This window comes from Spirillospora sp. NPDC048824, assembly GCF_043198455.1.
GTDB lineage: Bacteria > Actinomycetota > Actinomycetes > Streptosporangiales > Streptosporangiaceae > Spirillospora.
The window spans coordinates 37,322-54,607 of the sequence record NZ_JBICUS010000015.1 but is presented as its reverse complement, the minus strand read 5'-3'; the positions used below and the strand labels follow the sequence as shown (position 1 = coordinate 54,607).

At 71.6% G+C, this 17,286-nt stretch carries 14 protein-coding genes and 1 pseudogene; 5 read left to right on the top strand and 10 right to left on the bottom strand.

Annotated features, from left to right (window positions below; translation table 11 throughout):
• Positions 1–36: 36 nt before the first annotated feature.
• Positions 37–1,044: a type I glyceraldehyde-3-phosphate dehydrogenase gene (gene gap / locus ACGFIS_RS27065; RefSeq protein WP_392905013.1), complete on the bottom strand. Its 1,008-nt coding sequence runs from the start codon at positions 1,042–1,044 to the stop codon at positions 37–39.
• A gap of 229 nt (positions 1,045–1,273) precedes the next feature.
• Between gap and ACGFIS_RS27060 the strand changes: the two genes are divergently transcribed.
• The 3 genes from ACGFIS_RS27060 to ACGFIS_RS27050 are packed head-to-tail and all read left to right on the top strand — an operon-like array spanning position 1,274 to position 4,480.
• A complete protein-coding gene (locus tag ACGFIS_RS27060) occupies positions 1,274–2,008 on the top strand; it encodes a hypothetical protein (RefSeq protein ID WP_392905015.1) in 735 nt (244 codons plus the stop codon).
• The gene (locus ACGFIS_RS27055; RefSeq protein WP_392905017.1) at positions 2,005–3,279 is read left to right on the top strand and encodes a hypothetical protein; all 1,275 of its coding nucleotides are present in this window, start codon (positions 2,005–2,007) and stop codon (positions 3,277–3,279) included. Before ACGFIS_RS27060 ends, ACGFIS_RS27055 begins: the two co-directional genes overlap by 4 nt.
• Complete coding sequence (locus ACGFIS_RS27050; protein ID WP_392905019.1) at positions 3,269–4,480, top strand: hypothetical protein; 1,212 nt, start codon at positions 3,269–3,271, stop codon at positions 4,478–4,480. The genes ACGFIS_RS27055 and ACGFIS_RS27050 overlap by 11 nt, the downstream gene beginning before the upstream one ends.
• A 54-nt stretch (positions 4,481–4,534) precedes the next feature.
• Here ACGFIS_RS27050 and whiA read toward each other — a convergent pair whose 3' ends face one another.
• The 4 genes from whiA to uvrC all read right to left on the bottom strand — a co-directional run bounded on the left by whiA (position 4,535) and on the right by uvrC (position 9,532).
• A complete protein-coding gene (gene whiA, locus ACGFIS_RS27045; protein WP_392905021.1) occupies positions 4,535–5,515 on the bottom strand; it encodes a DNA-binding protein WhiA in 981 nt (326 codons plus the stop codon).
• Between the two features lie 61 nt (positions 5,516–5,576).
• The gene (yvcK, locus tag ACGFIS_RS27040; protein ID WP_392905024.1) at positions 5,577–6,557 is read right to left on the bottom strand and encodes a uridine diphosphate-N-acetylglucosamine-binding protein YvcK; all 981 of its coding nucleotides are present in this window, start codon (positions 6,555–6,557) and stop codon (positions 5,577–5,579) included.
• A 54-nt stretch (positions 6,558–6,611) separates the two neighbouring features.
• Positions 6,612–7,490: an RNase adapter RapZ gene (gene rapZ / locus ACGFIS_RS27035; protein ID WP_392905026.1), complete on the bottom strand. Its 879-nt coding sequence runs from the start codon at positions 7,488–7,490 to the stop codon at positions 6,612–6,614.
• A complete protein-coding gene (uvrC, locus tag ACGFIS_RS27030) occupies positions 7,487–9,532 on the bottom strand; it encodes an excinuclease ABC subunit UvrC (protein ID WP_392905028.1) in 2,046 nt (681 codons plus the stop codon). The genes rapZ and uvrC overlap by 4 nt, the downstream gene beginning before the upstream one ends.
• A gap of 172 nt (positions 9,533–9,704) precedes the next feature.
• On the opposite strand from uvrC, the gene ACGFIS_RS27025 reads away from it, so the two are divergent.
• Positions 9,705–10,931, top strand: a complete 1,227-nt coding sequence (locus ACGFIS_RS27025) for a mechanosensitive ion channel family protein (protein ID WP_392905031.1) — start codon at positions 9,705–9,707, stop codon at positions 10,929–10,931.
• Here the strand turns inward: ACGFIS_RS27025 and ACGFIS_RS27020 are convergent.
• The 4 genes and pseudogenes from ACGFIS_RS27020 to ACGFIS_RS27005 all read right to left on the bottom strand — a co-directional run.
• Positions 10,918–11,106, bottom strand: a pseudogene (locus ACGFIS_RS27020) (Rieske (2Fe-2S) protein); the annotation flags it as partial. The gene ACGFIS_RS27025 and the pseudogene ACGFIS_RS27020 sit on opposite strands and share 14 nt — an antisense overlap.
• Before the next feature lie 100 nt (positions 11,107–11,206).
• Positions 11,207–11,653 (bottom strand): Rieske (2Fe-2S) protein, encoded by a 447-nt coding sequence (locus ACGFIS_RS27015; RefSeq protein ID WP_392973009.1) that lies wholly within the window; start codon positions 11,651–11,653, stop codon positions 11,207–11,209.
• Between the two features lie 177 nt (positions 11,654–11,830).
• Positions 11,831–14,668, bottom strand: coding sequence for an excinuclease ABC subunit UvrA (gene uvrA, locus ACGFIS_RS27010; RefSeq protein WP_392905036.1), 2,838 nt, complete (start codon positions 14,666–14,668; stop codon positions 11,831–11,833).
• 238 nt (positions 14,669–14,906) lie between these two features.
• A complete protein-coding gene (locus ACGFIS_RS27005) occupies positions 14,907–15,698 on the bottom strand; it encodes an MBL fold metallo-hydrolase (RefSeq protein WP_392905038.1) in 792 nt (263 codons plus the stop codon).
• Positions 15,699–15,769: 71 nt separating this feature from the next.
• On the opposite strand from ACGFIS_RS27005, the gene ACGFIS_RS27000 reads away from it, so the two are divergent.
• The gene (locus ACGFIS_RS27000) at positions 15,770–16,516 is read left to right on the top strand and encodes a maleylpyruvate isomerase family mycothiol-dependent enzyme (protein WP_392905041.1); all 747 of its coding nucleotides are present in this window, start codon (positions 15,770–15,772) and stop codon (positions 16,514–16,516) included.
• Between the two features lie 44 nt (positions 16,517–16,560).
• On the opposite strand, the gene ACGFIS_RS26995 is transcribed toward ACGFIS_RS27000, so the two are convergent.
• On the bottom strand, positions 16,561–17,283 hold the full coding sequence (locus ACGFIS_RS26995) for a Crp/Fnr family transcriptional regulator (protein WP_392905043.1): 723 nt from the start codon (positions 17,281–17,283) through the stop codon (positions 16,561–16,563).
• Positions 17,284–17,286 lie beyond the last annotated feature (3 nt).

Here is a 17,286-nt window from a genome sequence, read left to right as displayed (position 1 = left end):
CGGCGCCGGATTCCTTCGGTCAGGGCGGGCCGGCGGTCAGAGCTGCGAGCCGACGAGCTTGACGAGGTCCACGAGGCGGTTGGAGTAGCCCCACTCGTTGTCGTACCAGCCGATGACCTTGACCTGCTTGCCGAGGGCCAGGGTCAGCCCGGAGTCGAAGATGCAGGACGCCGGGTCGGTGACGATGTCGCTGGAGACGATCGGGTCCTCGGTGTAGCTGAGGTAGCCCTTCAGCGGGCCGCTCTCCGCGGCGGCCCTGAACGCCTCGTTGACCTCCTCGGCCGTGACCTCGCGGGACAGCGTGGCGGTGAGGTCGGTGGCCGAGCCGGTCGGCACCGGCACGCGCAGCGCGTAACCGGTCAGCTTGCCGTTCAGCTCCGGCAGCACCAGGCCGATGGCCTTGGCGGCGCCGGAGGACGCCGGCACGACGTTCACCGCGGCGGCGCGGGCGCGGCGCAGGTCCTTGTGCGGGGCGTCCTGCAGGTTCTGATCCTGCGTGTAGGCGTGGATCGTCGTCATCAGGCCGTTCTCAATGCCGAAGGAGTCGTTCAGAACCTTCGCCAGCGGGGCCAGGCAGTTGGTGGTGCAGGACGCGTTGGAGATCACCGTGTGCGCGGCCGGGTCGTACTTGTCCTCGTTGACGCCGAGGACGACGGTGAGGTCCTCGTTCTTGGCCGGCGCGGAGATGATCACCTTCTTGGCGCCGTTGTCGGCGTGCACCTTGGCCTTGGCGGCGTCGGTGAAGAAACCGGTCGACTCGACGACGATGTCGACACCGACGTCGCTCCACTTGAGGTTGGCGGGGTCGCGCTCTTCGAACGCCTTGATGGCCTTGCCGCCGACGACGATCTCGTCCGCGGTGGCGCGCACGTCCTCGGGGAAGCGGCCGAGGATGCTGTCGTACTTGAGCAACTGGGCCAGCGTGGCGTTGTCGGTCAGGTCGTTGACCGCCACGATCTCGATGTCGGCCCCGGATGCCTTCACTGCGCGGTAGAAGTTACGGCCGATCCGGCCGAAACCGTTGATGCCTACTCGGATGGTCACGGAACGGCTCTCCTCGCACGTCGATAGCGCCCGGTGTCAGCCGGACTGTTAACTACGGTCGATCTAGGGGGATCTCCCCCTGCTCCCGACCCTATCCAATGACCGGCGGGTAGCCTGACACCGCCGGTGTGGGAAATCCGGGGGTGAGGCCGCCTCCCCCGGGCGGGGGATCATTTCCGTCGCGTCCCCGGTCACGGCGCTCCGGCGGCCGTCACTAGACTCCCCGTTCATGCGCCGCGGGTGGTTCGTCCTAGTCCTGACCGGAATGCTCGCGTGCCTGTTCACGGGCCCGGCCACCGCGCTGGAACGTGCCGAACCGGTGAGCCGCGCCGATCACCTCGCCGCGGAGTTGCGCCGCCACCCCGTCTACGTCACCGACCACACCCCGCGGGTGCTGCCACCGGACGCCGCCGCGCAGATCGAGGCGTCCGTCGCCCGGCTCGGCGTCCCGGCGTACGTCGCGGTGACGCCCACCACCGGCCTCGGGCCGCAGAACCCCGCCGACTCCCTCATCGCGCTGCTGCGGGACCGGCTGGGCGAGGACGGGATCTACCTCGTGGTGCCCCCGTCGACGCCCGGCGGCGAGGTCCGCCAATTCGGCGGCGCCCGGCGCCTGCCGGTCGAGGACGCCTGGCGTGCCGCGAGCCAGGAACTCCCCTACGACGCCACGGCCCCCGAGAAGGTCGCGCGGTTCGTCGACATCGCGTTGTCGGGCCAGGCGCGGGAACGCGCCGACAACCCGCGTCCGAGGCCCAAGTCGGAGGTCCGCAAGGCACTGGACGCCGACGAGGCCGCGGACCGGCGGGCCGCGATCGTGGAGTGGGGGACGTTCGGCGGGGGCGCGGCGCTCAGCGGCCTGCCGATCCTCGCCCTGCTGATCTACCGCACTCGCGGGAAGAAGCCCCGACCGGCCCCGCAAAATCAGAAGCAGGCCGAGAAGAAGCAGGCGAAGGGGCGCCGATGAGACCGGCCCGCGTCCTCGCGCTCCTCGCCGCAGTCGTCCTCACCGCATGGCCCGCCGGGGCCGCGGCCGCCGACGATCCTCCGCACGCCGACGACCGCCTGGTCCGGGTCGCGGCCGCCCTCGCCGAGGACCCCCTCTTCGTGGACCCCGATATCGGCATCGCCCTCGGCGAAGCCGAACGCGGCCGGGTCCGCCGGGCCGCCGGAGAGGCCGCGGAACGGCTCGGCGTGCCCGCCTACGTCGTCGTCCTCCCGAACGGGACCGACTCGGAGTCCCAGGGCCGCAACGAAGCGTTCCTGTTCGCGCTGCATGAGCGGTCGCGGCGCGACGGGCTCTACGTGATGGTCGATTCGCACGGCCACATGGACTCCGAGGCGTTCCGGGTGCCGCGCCGCTACCGGTACTCCCCACTCGACGAGGACGAGCCGGGCAGTTCGAGCCCCGCCGACCACGACCGTCCGTTCGCCGGGCTCGCGGACCGGATCGTCCAGCGGCTGAACGGCTACGCCACGGCGCCCTCGGCGTCCCCCTCCATGCCGACGCTGTACTCGACCCCGGAACCGTTCGGGGAGGAGCACGAGCTCACACCGGACGACCCCGAGATCCAGGCACCTCTCCTCACCGGTCTCATCCTTGCCGGGCCGGTCGGTGCGGTGCTGCTGTACTGGATCGGCCTCGGCGTCCTCGCCCTCCTCGGCCGGCGCGGGGGCCCGTCCACGCGGGGCAAGGCGAGCAGCTACTGGAGCGCGACGGAACCCAGCATGCGCCAGCTGCGCCATCACGGCGCCAAGGAACTGGAACGGCTCCAGAGCCTGCTCACCACGACCGGGGCCGAACGCGGGCGCCCCTACGCCGTCTCCGCCTACGATGCCGCCCAGATCCTTTACGACGACGCCAAGGACGACGCCGACCGCGCCGTCGACCTGGTCGGCGCGATCGTCCTCGCGCGCCAGGGACGACTCGTCCTCAGCCGGGACATCGCCGAACCACCCGCCCCCTGTGTTGTGAACCCGCTGCACGGCGAGTCCACCGCGCGCAGGCGCCTGGCGAAGCTCACCCACAAGGTCCTGCCGAAGCCGTGCCCTCTGTGCGAGGCATGCAATGAGCACGACCAGCGGCAGGGGCTCACCGACCGGCACCTTCTCAAGGTCCCGGGGCCCGAACGCCACCGCCCCCACACCGCGATCCCCGGTGTGTGGCGGGACGCGTCGTGGGGCGCCACCGGCAAGAACTTCCTACCCCGTGTGATGAGGTACCTCGGTGTTGACTGAACCGTCCCCCGGCGAACGGCTGGCCGCCGCCCTCCGCCGCTCCCCGATCCACGTCGACCCGTCGCTGGCGTCCGCACTCCCCGAGGCGGAACGGCGCAGGCTCCTCGCCAAGTTGGCGAAGGCGCCGGCGCCCGTCTTCGTCGTCCTGGTCCCCCTCGTCAAGGGCGGCACCTGGACCGAGGCCGAGCAGCTCGCGACCGTCGTCCACGACCGGCTGGGGCGCGACGGCATCTTCATCACCTTCGACGACGACACCGACGACCTGAGCGCGCGCGAGTGGGGCGGCGACCACCAGGCCCGCGACGCCGCCTGGGCGGTCACGCTCGACCGCGCCATGAACGACGCGCCGCTCGCGGCCAAGCTGTCGCGCATCATCGATCTGATCGTCTCGGGCACCGGGACCCGGGAATACGATCGCGTCTCCGCCGAGATCAGCAAACGCGCCAAGGAACGGGAGAAGAACGGCGGCGGCGCGCCCGGCGACGAGTCGGATGACGGGGGTCTCGCGCTGCCCCTGGGCGCGGCCGGGGTGGCGGTGGCCGGAGCAGCGGGCCTCCTGCTGTGGCGCCGCCGCCGCATGGCGTCCGTCCGCCGCGAGAGCAGCGGCCTCCTGATGCCGCGCACGGTGTTCGCCACCGCGAGCCGCGCCAACGAGGACCAGCTCCGCGAGCAGGCGTCCCACGAGGTCATCGCGTTCGGCGAACTCCTGGACGAGAGCGGCGTCCCCACCGCGGACGAACGGCCCCGCACCCTCATGACCATGGCCCTGGACGCCTACCAGGCGGCGGGCAAGACCCTCGACGCGGCGCGCGGCATCCCCGACCTCGCGGGCGTCCTCGTCCTGGTGGACCAGGGCCGGGACGCCCTCGCGTCCGCCAAGGCCGCCGCGGAGGGCAAGGCGGAGATCCCCGCGATGCCGCTCTGCTTCTTCAACCCCCTGCACGGGGACGCCACGACCGGGGTCGACTGGCGGCCCATCGGGTCCCGCAAGCGCCTCCGCGTCACGACGTGCCGCGCCTGCGCCCGCGCGACCCGCGGCAAGCAGACCCCGGACGTCCTGATGGACCACCGCGACGGCCGCGACGTCCCCTACTACGAGGCCGATCCGTCCCAGAGCGTCTGGGCCGAGACCGGCTACGGCCAACTCCGCGACGACCTGATCCACCGAATCCTCAGAGGCGACCTGGACAAGACGAACTGACCGCCGGCCGCCCCCCACTTGGACCAAGCCTCAGCGGGGGTCGCCCCCTGGGAGTTACGGCGCGAGCATGTCCGCGGTGAGGTTGGCGTCGGTGCCGGGGATGCCCTGGTCGCCGGCGCGTTTGTCGGCCATGGCGAGGAGGCGGCGGATGCGGCCGGCGATGGCGTCCTTGGTGAGCGGCGGGTCGGCGAGCTGGCCGAGTTCCTCCAGGGACGCCTGCTTGTGTTCGAGGCGGAGGCGGCCGGCGTTGACGAGGTGCTCGGGGGCGTCGTCGCCGAGGATCTCCAGGGCGCGGGCGACGCGGGCGCCGGCGGCGACGGCGGCGCGGGCGGAGCGGCGCAGGTTGGCGTCGTCGAAGTTGGCGAGGCGGTTGGCGGTGGCGCGGACCTCGCGGCGCATGCGGCGTTCCTCCCAGGCGAGGACGCTGTCGTGGGCGCCGAGGCGGGTGAGCAGGGCGCTGATGGCGTCGCCGTCGCGGACGACGACGCGGTCGACGCCGCGGACCTCGCGGGCCTTGGCGTGGATCTTGAGGCGGCGGGCGGCGCCGACGAGGGCGAGCGCCGCCTCGGGGCCCGGGCAGGTCACTTCGAGGGACATGGACCGGCCGGGTTCGGTGAGGGAGCCGTGCGCGAGGAACGCGCCGCGCCAGGCGGATTCGGCGTCGCAGGCGGCGCCCGCGACGACGTGCCGCGGCAGCCCGCGGACGGGCCGGCCGTTGTTGTCGACGAGCCCGGTCTGCCGGGCGAGCGACTCGCCCTCGCGGAAGACGCGGACGACGTAGCGGCTGCCCTTGCGCAGGCCGCTGGGCGCGAGGACGACGACTTCGGACGTGTGACCGAACACCTCGGCGATGTCCCTGATCAGGCGCCGTGCCGCGACGCCGGTGTCGATCTCCGCCTCGATCACGATCCGCCCGCTGACCAGGTGCAGGCCTCCCGCGAAGCGCAGCAGCGTCGAGACCTCGGCCTTGCGGCAGCACGGCTTCATGACCGTGAGCCTGCTCAGCTCGTCCTTGACCACACCGGTCATCGCCATCTGATGAACCCTCCCCCTATCGGACTCCCAGCAGTGTGGCCGATTCCGGCCCCACGGGACGTCAGTCGGTGAATATCTTGTCGAAGGCTTGGGCCAGACGGGCGGGTTCATGACGCGGAGAGCCGTCGTCGGCGGCGACGTCGGCGAGGACGAGACGTCCGCCGATCTCCTTGACGGCCTTGTCGAGGGCCTCCGGGTCGTCGACCACCCCGCGGTCGGCGATGACGACGTCGACGCTAAGGTCGGGCGCGTGGGCCCGCAGGACCTCCAGATGGGTCTGCGGGGAGAAGTCGTCGGTCTCGCCGGGCTGCGGCGCGAGGTTCAGCGCGACGGCGCGGCGGGCGCGGGCGGAGGTGAGGGCGCGGGCCAGCGCGGGCACCTTGAGGTGCGGCAGGACGCTGGTGAACCAGGAACCGGGCCCGAACACGATCCAGTCGGCGTCCTCGACGGCCGCGAGGGCCTCGGGGCACGCGGGCGGGTCGGCGGGGACGAGGGACACCCCGAGGACGCTACCGGGCGTCTTGGCGCACGCCGCCTGCCCTTTGACGTGGGTGATCTCGTCGGGGCGGGACGGGTCGGCGCCGCGGACCTCGGCGACGATGTCCATCGGGACGGCGGCCATCGGCAGGACCCGGCCCTGCGCGCCGAGGAGCCGTCCGACCCAGTCGAGGCCGGCGACGGTGGAGCCCGGCCCGCCGCCGGGCCCGGGCTCGACTTCGCTGAGCAGTTCCCACAGCGCGACGATGAGGAGGTTCCCGACGGCGTGGTCGCGCAGGTCGCCCTGGCTGCGGAAGCGGTGCTGCACCACGTCCCGCCACGTCTGCCCCCACTCGTCGTCGCCGCACAGCGCGGCGAGCGCCATCCGCAGGTCTCCGGGCGGCAGGACGCCGAGCTCGCGGCGGAGCCGTCCGCTGGAGCCGCCGTCGTCGGCGACGGTGACGATCGCGGTCAGCCGGTCGGTGACGCGGCGCAGCGCCGACAGCGAGGCGTAGAGGCCGTGGCCGCCGCCAAGTGCGACGACCTTCGGGCCGTTGGGCTTCACCGTGCCGTTATCCTGCTCTCCTCGTCCGGGACCCGCGCCGCACCCCGGGGGGCCTCACTCTCGGCCGAGGTCACGATGGGCGACCTGCACCTCGATGCCCTCGTCCCGCAGCCGGGCGGCGATCTGTTCCGCCATGGCCACACTACGGTGTTTGCCGCCGGTACATCCCACGGCGAGGGTCACGTAGTGCTTGCCCTCGCGCTCGTAGCCGTCGGCGAGCAGGCGCAGGACCTCGGCGTAGGCGTCGAGGAACTCCTTGGCGCCGCGCTGGCCGAGGACGTAGTCGCGGACGGCGGTGTCGCGGCCCGTCTTCGGCCGCAGCTCCGGCACCCAGTGCGGGTTCGGCAGGAACCGGCAGTCGACGACGAGGTCGGCGTCGACGGGCAGCCCGTACTTGTAGCCGAACGACACGACGGTCGCGCGCAGGCTGGATTCGCCGGTGTCGGTGCCGAAGAATCCGATGATCTTGTTGCGCAGCTCGTGCACGTTGAGGCCGCTGGTGTCGATGACCAGGTCGGCCTCGGCACGGACCTCGCGGACCAGTTCCCGTTCCCGCGCGATGCCGTCGACGAGGCGCCCGTCGTCCTGCAGCGGGTGGGGGCGGCGGACGCTCTCGAAGCGGCGCACCAGGTCGGCGTCGTTCGCCTCCAGGAACACCACCCGCGGGTGGACGCCGCGCGCCTCCAGCTCGGCGATGGAGGAGTGCAGGTCTTCGGTGAAGGCGCGGCTGCGCACATCGACGACGACGGCGATGCGGGGCACCGCGTTCTTCACGCGGCCGCCGAGGTCGGCCATGGTGGCCAGCAGCCCCGGCGGCAGGTTGTCGACCACGAACCAGTCGAGGTCCTCCAGGGATTTGGCCGCGGTGCTGCGGCCCGCACCGGACATGCCGGTGACTATCACGATGTCCGGGATCTTCGTCTCTCTGGTCATGGCCGTCTCCCCCTGTGCTCCCCGTCTCCGCCCGCGCGGCCACCGTCTCCGCCGGGGCCCCCGGAGGGGACGGCGGCGCCGTGCAGTGCCGCGACGATGCCCTCGGCGCTGCGCCGCCCGATTCCGGGGACCTCGGCGACCTGCTCGGGTGTCGCGTCCTTCAGCCGCTTCAGCGAACCGAAGTGTTTCAGCAGCGCCGCGCGGCGCGCCGGGCCCAGACCCGGAACGTTATCGAGTTCGCTCACCGTCATGGACTTGGATCGCCGCTGCCGATGGAAGGTGATGGCGAACCGGTGCGCCTCGTCGCGGACCCGCTGGACGAGGAACATGCCTTCGCTGTTGCGCGGCAGGATGACCGGGTCGCTCTCGGCGGGCAGCCACAGCTCCTCCAGCCGCTTGGCGATGCCGCAGACCGCGATGTCGTCGATGCCGAGCTCGTCCAGCGCCCGCTGCGCGGCCGCGACCTGCGGCGGGCCGCCGTCGACGAGCACCAGGTTGGGCGGGTAGGCGAACTTGCGCGGCCTGCCCGTCTCCGGGTCGATCGGCTGGTGCGCGCCTTCCTCCGGCTGATCCCGGGGGGACGGCCCCTCAGGCCCTCCGGCGACCGCGTCGGGAGGATCCCCCAGGTGGTCGAGCTCGCCCATCTTCTCGCTCTCGGCGAGGTAGCGCCTGAACCTGCGGGTGATGACCTCGTGGATGGAGCGGACGTCGTCCTGCCCCTCGACGGCCTTGACGGTGAAGCGGCGGTACTCGCTCTTGCGGGCCAGGCCGTCCTCGAACACGATCATGGAGGCGACCACGTTCGTGCCCTGCAGGTTGGAGACGTCGTAGCACTCGATGCGCAGCGGCGCCTCGTCCAGCTCCAGCGCGTCCTGGATCTCCTGGAGCGCGCGGCTGCGGGTGGTGAGGTCGGACGCGCGGCGGGTCTTGTGCTGCTTGAGCGCCTCGTGGGCGTTGCGCGCGACCGTCTCCAGCAGGGTCTTCTTGTCGCCGCGCTGCGGGACGCGCAGCCGGACGGGCCCGCCGCGCTGCTCGGACAGCAGTTCGGTCATGGCGTCCGCCTCGGGCGGCATGGCCGGGACGAGCACCTCCCGGGGCACCGAATCGCTCTCGCTGTAGATCTGGATGAGGAAGTGCTCGACCAGGTCGGCCGTGGTGACGTCCTCGACCTTGTCGACCACCCAGCCGCGCCGGCCGCGGATCCGGCCGCCGCGCACGTAGAAGACCTGGACGGCCGCCTCCAGTTGGTCCTCGGCGAAGGCGATCATGTCGCAGTCGGTGGTGTCGGCGAGGACGACCGTCTGCTTCTCCAGCGCGCGCTCCAGGGCGCGGATGTCGTCGCGGAGCCGGGCGGCGCGCTCGTACTCCTGGGACGCGGCCGCCTCGCGCATGTCGCGTTCGAGGCGTTTGATGAACCGGGCGGTGTGGCCCGCCATGAAGTCGCAGAAGTCCTCGGCGAGGAGGCGGTGCTCGTCCGGGGAGACGCGGCCGACGCACGGCGCCGAGCATTTGCCGATGTAGCCGAGCAGGCAGGGCCGGCCGAGCTGGTGCTGCCGTTTGAACACGCCGGCGCTGCACGTCCGGACGGGGAACACGCGCAGCAGCTGGTCGACCGTCTCCCGGATCGCCCACGCGTGGGAGTACGGCCCGAAGTAGCGCACGCCCTTGCGCTTGGCGCCCCGCATCACCATCACCCTCGGGAAGTCCTCGTTCAGGGTGACGGCCAGGAACGGATAGGACTTGTCGTCGCGGTAACGGACGTTGAACCGCGGGTCGAACTCCTTGATCCAGGAGTATTCGAGCTGGAGGGCCTCGACCTCGGTGGCGACGACGGTCCAGTCGACGCGGGCGGCGGTCTGGACCATCGTCTGCGTGCGGGGGTGCAGGGCGGAGAAGTCGGCGAAGTAGGAGCTCAGGCGCTGGCGCAGGCTCTTGGCCTTGCCCACGTAGATGACCCGGCCGTGCTCGTCGCGGAATCGGTAGACGCCGGGGGATTCCGGAATGGAGCCCGGTGCGGGTCGGTAGGTCGCCGGATCTGCCACGCTCAGAAGCCTAGTGGGCGGTACCGACACGCCGTACGCCCGCGCGTCCCGTCCCAGGGTGACGGAGATCTCGCCTTTTCGTCTGGATGATCCCAAAGCGAGTGGAAAGGGAGGGTCGAACGAAGTTTACCGGCGAGGTTTCTCCACGCAGGCTGAGGGGGTCGTTGCGCAGGTGTCGGAACTGTGGGCCTGGGTCGTCCTGGCGGCGGTCGTCGCCACGTCCGCGATCATCGTGGAGTGCGGCCGGCGGCTGCTGGCCGGCCGGCTGTCGGTGCGCTGGCCGGGGGCGGGACGCGCCGCCCGGCGCTGCACCGCGCCGGCGTTCGCGTTCGCGGCCGTGGTCAGCACCAACGCCGCGATGCCGTACCACCTCCTCGCCGGCCAGGCGGAGGGCGGCGTCCGGCACGTGCTGCGGATCGCCGCGATCGGCGCCACCACCTGGCTGGTGCTGCGGATCGGCTACGCGCTGAGCGATCCGCCGCTGGAACGGCTGATGCGCATCGAGGGCGAGCGCAACCGGCGGGCCAGGCGGGCCCGCACCCAGATGCTGCTGCTGCGCCGCATCGCGGCCGTGCTGATCGTGGTCCTGGCGGTGGGCGCCGCGCTGTTCACCTTCCCGGGCGTGCGGGCCGTCGGCGCCGGGGTGCTGGCCTCGGCGGGCGTCGCCGGGCTGGTCGTCGGCATCGCGGCGAGGCCGACGCTGGGCAACCTGCTCGCCGGGCTGCAGCTGGCGTTCAGCGACGCGCTGCGGCTGGACGACGTCGTCGTCACACAGGGCAACTGGGGGCGGGTCGAGGAGCTGACCCTGTCGTACGTGGTGCTGCGCCTCTGGGACGACCGCCGGATGATCTTCCCGGTCTCGCATTTCACCGAGCAGCCGTTCGAGAACTGGACGCGGCACTCCAACCGGCTGCTCGGCTCGGTCGAACTGCACGTCGACTGGTCGGTCCCGATCGCGGAACTGCGCACCGAACTGCACTCGGCGCTCAAGGAGAACCCGCTGTGGGACCGGCGGGAATGGATCCTGCAGGTGGTCGATGTGCAGCCGAACGGGCTGGTCACGCTCCGGGCCCTGATGAGCGCCGCCGACTCCGCGAGCACCTGGGACCTGCGCTGCGACATGCGCGAACACCTCGTCTCCCACATCCGCGACCACTACCCCGACGCGCTCCCCCGCTTCCGCGTCGGCCACGAGGAGATCACCGGCGGCGGCGTCGCGGACGGCGCGGACGGCAGCGGCACGGACGGCGCGGGCGTGGACGGCCGGGAGCCCGCGGACGGGGAGATCGTCGGCGGCGAGACGGCCCGCGGACGGCCGGACGGCGATCGCGCCGCCGGCGGGCGGGCCGCCCCTCGACGGGACGGCCCGGCGCGCACGAAGACGCTCAGGCGAGCATGATCTTGTCGCCCTGAACGGTGATCCGCCGCTCCTCCAGCGGCTCGTCCGCCGGCGGGCTCGCCACCCAACCATCGGTGATCTTGAACTTGCTGCCGTGACAGGGGCAGTTGATCATGCCGCCGGACACCGAGCCGACGCTGCAGCCCCGGTGGGTACAGGTCGCGGAGAACGCCTTGACCTCACCCTCGGTTCCCGTGTGTCACCGGGGAGAACGAATCCGCGAACGAGATGGTTCAAACCGGAACCAATTTCCCGGATTCGGGCGGCCGGCCGGTTCAGGTGACGACGATGCCGCCGTTGCGCACCTGCACCGGGTACTCGGCCAGCGGCTGATCCGCCGGCCCCTTCTGCACCGAACCGTCCGCGATCTTGAACTCGCTGCCGTGGCAGGCGCACCTGATCAGCCCGTTCTGCACCTTGTCCACCGTGCAGCCCTGGTGCGTGCAGACCGCCGTGAACGCCTTGAACGTGCCCTGGGCCGGCTGGGTGACCACGACCTTCTCCGCGCCGTAGACCTTCCCGCCGCCGACCGGGATGTCGGCGGCCTTCGCGATCTCCTGGCCCTTGAGCTCCTCGGCGGTCTCCTCCCCGCCGCTCGCGCACCCGGCGAGCACGGCGGCGCCGGCGACCCCCGCACCGCACAGCACCGTACGGCGCCCGATCCCCCCGTTCCCGGCGCACCCCGCACGCTGCGAGGCTCCGGGCGTCACTTCGTCAGTCATGTCTCCATGATCCTGGACGGCGCCCCCCGCGCCGCACCGACCCGCCCGTAACCGGCGGCGGCCACGCCACGACGGCCCTTCGCCGAGAGCCACGGCGAACGGCGCCGCCCACGGCGCGCGGCGGCGCGGACGGCGCGCGGCGGCGCGGACGCGGGGTTCAGCGAACCCGGGACGGCCTCACTTGAGGATCTTGGCGAGGAACTGGCCGGTGTGGCTGGCGTCGACCTCGGCGACGTCCTCGGGGGTGCCGGTGGCGACGATGGTGCCGCCGCGGGAGCCGCCCTCGGGGCCCATGTCGATGATCCAGTCGGCGGTCTTGATGACGTCCAGGTTGTGCTCGATGATGATCACCGTGTTGCCCTTGTCGACCAGGCCGTTCAGGACGCCGAGGAGTTTGCGGATGTCCTCGAAGTGCAGGCCGGTGGTCGGCTCGTCCAGCACGTAGACGGTACGCCCGGTGGAGCGCTTCTGCAGCTCGGACGCCAGCTTGACGCGCTGCGCCTCCCCGCCGGACAGGGTGGGGGCCGGCTGGCCGAGCCGGACGTAGCCGAGGCCGACGTCGTTGAGCGTCTTCAGATGCCGGTGGATCGCCTTGATCGGCTCGAAGAACCCGGTGGCCTGCTCGATCGGCATGTCGAGCACCTCGGAGATCGTCTTGCCCTTGTAGTGGACCTCCAGGGTCTCCCGGTTGTAGCGGGCGCCGTGGCAGACCTCGCACGGGACGTAGACGTCCGGCAGGAAGTTCATCTCGATCTTGATCGTGCCGTCGCCGGAGCAGTTCTCGCAGCGGCCGCCCTTGACGTTGAAGGAGAACCGGCCCGGCTGGTAGCCGCGGACCTTCGCCTCCGTCGTCTGCGCGAACAGCTTGCGGATGTGGTCGAACACACCCGTGTAGGTCGCCGGGTTGGAGCGCGGCGTGCGCCCGATCGGCGACTGGTCGACGTGCACGACCTTGTCGAGCTGGTCGACGCCGTTGACGCGCTTGTGCTTGCCCGGGACGAGCTTGGCCCCGTTCAGCTTCTTGGCCAGCGAGCTGTACAGGATGTCGTTGACCAGCGTCGACTTGCCCGACCCGGACACCCCGGTCACGGCGGTGAGGACGCCGAGCGGGAACGCCGCGTCCACGTCGCGGAGGTTGTTCTGCTGCGCGCCCTTCACGGTGATCTCGCGGCCCCGCGTGCGGGGGCGGCGGATCTCCGGGACGGCGATCTCGCGGCGCCCGTCCAGGTAGGCGCCGGTCAGGGAGCGGTCGGACTTCTTCAAGTCCTCGATGGTGCCGGACACGACGATCTCGCCGCCGTGCTCACCGGCGCGGGGGCCGATGTCGACGATCCAGTCGGCGGCGGCGATGGTGTCCTCGTCGTGCTCGACGACGATCAGGGTGTTGCCCATGTCGCGCAGCCGGAGCAGCGTCTCCAGCAGCCGGTGGTTGTCGCGCTGGTGCAGGCCGATCGACGGCTCGTCCAGCACGTACAGGACGCCGACCAGCCCGGAGCCGATCTGCGTCGCCAGCCGGATGCGCTGCGCCTCCCCGCCGGCGAGGGTCGCCGACCCCCGGTCGAGGGTCAGGTAGTCGAGGCCGACGTCCAGCAGGAATCCGAGCCGGGCGTTGATCTCCTTGAGGACGCGTTCGGCGATGTGCGTCTCGCGGTCGCTCAGCTCCATCGCCAGCAGGAACTTCGCGGCCTCGCCGATCGGCATCGCGGCGACCTCGGCGATCGACATCCCGCCCATGGTGACGGCGAGCACGACCGGCTTGAGCCGCGCGCCGTCGCACGTCGGGCACGGGATCTCCCGCATGTAGCCCTCGAACTTCTCCCTGCTGGTATCGCTCTCGGACTCGGCGTGCCGCCGCTGGATGTAGGGGATCACGCCTTCGTAGGCGGTGTAGTACGACCTCGTCCGGCCGTAACGGTTCTTGTAGCGCACGTGAACCTGGGTCTCGTGCCCGTTCAGGATCGCCTTGCGCGCTTTGGCGGGCAGCTTCTCCCACGGCGTGTTGAGGTCGAAGCCCATCGCGTCGCCGAGCGCGGACAGCAGGCGCAGGAAGTAGTCGCTCACGTGCCCGTTCGACCACGGCTGGATCGCGCCCTCGCCGAGCGTCAGCTCCTCGTCGGGGACGATGAGCTCCGGGTCGACCTCCATGCGCGTCCCGAGACCGGTGCAGTCGGGGCACGCGCCGTAGGGCGAGTTGAACGAGAACGACCGCGGCTCCAGCTCCTCGAACGACAGGTCGTCGTAGGGGCAGTACAGATGCTCGGAGTACATCCGCGTGCGGTTCTCGTCGCCTTCCGGCATGTCGACGAAGTCGAGGACGATCGTGCCGCCCGCGAGGCCCAGCGCCGTCTCCACCGAGTCGGCGAGCCGCTGGCGCGCGGTGTCCTTCACCGAGAGCCGGTCGACCACGATCGCGATGTCGTGCTTCTCCTGCTTCTTCAGCTTGGGCGGCTCGTCCAGCCGGATCGTCCGCCCGTCCACGATCGCCCGCGAGTACCCCTTGGACTGCAGCTCGCGGAAGAGCTCCAGATACTCGCCCTTGCGGCCGCGGATCACCGGTGCGAGCACCTGGAACCGGGTGCCCGGCTCCAGCTCCAGCACCCGGTCGACGATCTGCTGCGGCGCCTGCCGGCTGATCGGCCGGCCGCACTCGGGGCAGTGCGGATGCCCGATCCGCGCGTACAGCAGCCGCAGGTAGTCGTACACCTCGGTGATCGTCCCGACCGTCGACCGAGGGTTCTTGCTGGTCGACTTCTGGTCGATCGACACCGCCGGGGACAGGCCCTCGATGAAGTCGACGTCGGGCTTGTCCATCTGCCCGAGGAACTGGCGCGCGTAGGCCGACAGCGACTCGACGTACCGGCGCTGCCCCTCCGCGAAGATCGTGTCGAACGCCAGGCTGGACTTCCCGGAACCCGACAGACCGGTGAACACGATCATGGAGTCCCGAGGGAGGTCGAGCGAGACGTCCTTCAGGTTGTGCTCGCGTGCTCCACGCACGATGAGTCGGTCATGCACGGTGTTCTTCCGGTTCCTCTTCTGGGCGCGACCGCCGGGAGAGACAGGTCGGTCTCAAGGCTAGCCAGGGGGTGCGACAGAATCCCCCGAGTCCATCAACGGCGGCGGCCGCCGCCGCATTTCATGACCCTCCCCGGAGGGCCCGGACGGCACTACCGCACCGTACACGTGTTCGAACGCCCCCCGCCACCAGAACACCCCTCGGCGGCGCCGATCGGGAATGGGGCGCCGGCCCGGGTCACTCGTCGTCCAGGGCGTGGGAGAGGTAGCGGTCGGCGGAGCGGCGGACGGCGTTCTTGCCGTCGGTGTAGACGATCTTCTTCCACCATGCGCCGTAGACGCGGTCGAACTCGTAGGGCTCCAGCAGGCGCAGGGCGCGGCGGACCGTGCGGGGGCGTTCCGGGATGAAGTTCGGATAGCTGTACATGAAGCTGACCCAGTCGCGGTCGTTGACGACCTGCAGGATGTCGCCGGAGAACACGGCGCGGGCGTCCCGCCAGTGCAGGACCTGGCCGCCGTCGAAGTGCACGCCCGCGTTGACGAGCGTGAGGCCGTCGGCCAGTTCGTGGGTGTCGCCGGACCAGAAGACCACCGCGTCGTCCGGGCGGGCCACCCAGCGGCGGTCGGCCTCGTGGATGAGGACGGGGGCGCCGAACGCGTGCGCCCACTCGATCATGGTGCCGTAGTAGTGCGGGTGGCTGATCGCGATCGCGGAGATGCCGCCCAGGTCGTCCACCTGGCGGACCAGGTCGTCGTCGATGTGGGTGATCATGTCCCAGAGGACGTTGCCGGACGGGGCGCGCAGCAGCAGGGCGCGCTGGCCGATGGCGATGGCCGGCTCGGTGCCGATGCCGATGACGCCGGGGCCCTCCTCGGCGATCCGGCACCGGTGATCGGTGCGCAGTTCCTCCAGGGTCGTCCATCTCTGACCGTCCCAGCCGACGTACTGGCGCTCGTCCTCGCAGATCGGGCAGTCGGGGCGGGGCCCGGCGTACTGGACGCCGCAGGTCACGCAGATCGGAAGTTCCATGATCGCCATTGTGTGGCATGGGGAGGGGCCGTGCGAAAGGATGGAGGCACTTTTGGTCTAGGAGGCGCGCAATGGACTGGCGAGAAGTGATCGATGAGCTTGATTCCGGCGTGGAGAGCATCGTCCGGACATTGTCGAAACTCGGCGACGAGGATCTGCGCGCGGCGTCGGCGCTGCCCGGGTGGAGTCGCGGGCATGTGGCCACCCATATTGCCCGTAATGCCGACTCCCTGTGGAATCTGCTCGAATGGGCGCGGACGGGCGTGGAAATCCCGCAGTACCCCAGCCTGGACGCCCGCAACGCCGCGCTGGAAGAGGGCGCCGGACGCAGCCGGGACGAGCTGGTCGAGGACGTCCGCGCGACGGGCGCGCGGTTCGCCGAGCAGGCGAGGACGCTGCCCGAAGAGGCCTGGAACGCTCCCGTGAAGGCGATGGGGGGCTGGTCCCACCCGGCCTGGTACACCGTTCACCGCCGCTGGAACGAGGTGGAGGCGCATCACGTCGACCTCGCGGCCGGGTACGGGCCCGCCGACTGGCCCGAGCCCTATGTCCGGTGGTCGCTGGGCGCCACGCTGGCGGACATGGCCGCGCTCCCGGAGAGGCTCCGCGGTGAACTCGGCGGGCTCCGGATCACCGCGACGGACTCCGGCGAGTCCGCCGGCCTCGGGTGGACGCCGGGCGGCCCGGAGGCGTCCGGGTCCGGGCGGGCGCTGCTCGGCTGGCTGAGCGGCCGCACGGACGGCGCCGGCGTGAGCATCCGCCCGGACGGCCGGCTGCCGGTGCCGCCGCCCTGGCCGCACCGGCCCGCCGGCTTCTGACGCATCTCCGAGGGACGCCCCCGGGCCCGCCGTCGAGGGCGCGGTCAGTCGGAGTCGTGGCCCGCCAGGCGGTGCAGGGCGTCGACGGAGCGGACGACGATGGTGTTGCGGGCGACGGTGAGGCCGCCGCGGACGGGGTCGGTGGCGAGGATCTGCGCGACCTTGCGGCGGCCCATGCCGGCCCAGCGTCCGAGGTCCTGCTGGGTGACGGGGATCTGCACCTGGACGCCGCCGTCCTCGGCCACCTCGTCCGGTCCCGCGGTGACGCCGTCCGGGCGCTCCTGTTTGACGGGCGATCCGAAGCGCGACACCAGGCGCAGCAGCCGGGTCGCGAGGCGGCGTTCGGGGTCGTCGGGGAAGTGGGCGACGCGCAGCTCGTTGGCGTCGCGCAGCCGCTCGGCGAGGACGGCGGCGACGGCCCAGGCCGAGCCGGGGTGGTCGTCGAGGACGGCGCGGAACCGCGCGGCGGGCAGCACGAAAGCCTCCACGCGGGTGAGCGCCTCGACGTTGGCGTGCCGGACGCCGCCGTCCACCGCCTCCAGCTCGCCGACGAGGTCGCCGCGGCCGAGGACGTCGAGGATGGCGACCTCGCCGTCCCGGTCGACCCAGACCTTCACCGCCCCGGCGCGCAGGACGAAGACCTGGGACGCGCGGGTGTGCTCGCGCGTCAGGTAGGCGCCCGGCCGGATCACCACCGGGGCGCCCGCCTCCCGCAGCGCCTCGCGGGCGCGTTCGGGCAGCGCGTCCCAGAACGGTGCGGTCTCCATCTC

Bases quoted from the DNA above. Each gene is read 5' to 3' on its own strand.
- ACGFIS_RS27060 (WP_392905015.1), top strand. From the start codon at position 1,274: ATGCGCCGCGGGTGGTTCGTCCTAGTCCTGACCGGAATGCTCGCGTGC.
- ACGFIS_RS27055 (WP_392905017.1), top strand. From the start codon at position 2,005: ATGAGACCGGCCCGCGTCCTCGCGCTCCTCGCCGCAGTCGTCCTCACC.
- whiA (WP_392905021.1), bottom strand. From the start codon at position 5,515: ATGGCGATGACCGGTGTGGTCAAGGACGAGCTGAGCAGGCTCACGGTC.
- rapZ (WP_392905026.1), bottom strand. From the start codon at position 7,490: ATGACCAGAGAGACGAAGATCCCGGACATCGTGATAGTCACCGGCATG.
- ACGFIS_RS27015 (WP_392973009.1), bottom strand. From the start codon at position 11,653: ATGACTGACGAAGTGACGCCCGGAGCCTCGCAGCGTGCGGGGTGCGCC.
- ACGFIS_RS27005 (WP_392905038.1), bottom strand. From the start codon at position 15,698: ATGGAACTTCCGATCTGCGTGACCTGCGGCGTCCAGTACGCCGGGCCC.
- ACGFIS_RS27000 (WP_392905041.1), top strand. From the start codon at position 15,770: ATGGACTGGCGAGAAGTGATCGATGAGCTTGATTCCGGCGTGGAGAGC.
- ACGFIS_RS26995 (WP_392905043.1), bottom strand. From the start codon at position 17,283: ATGGAGACCGCACCGTTCTGGGACGCGCTGCCCGAACGCGCCCGCGAG.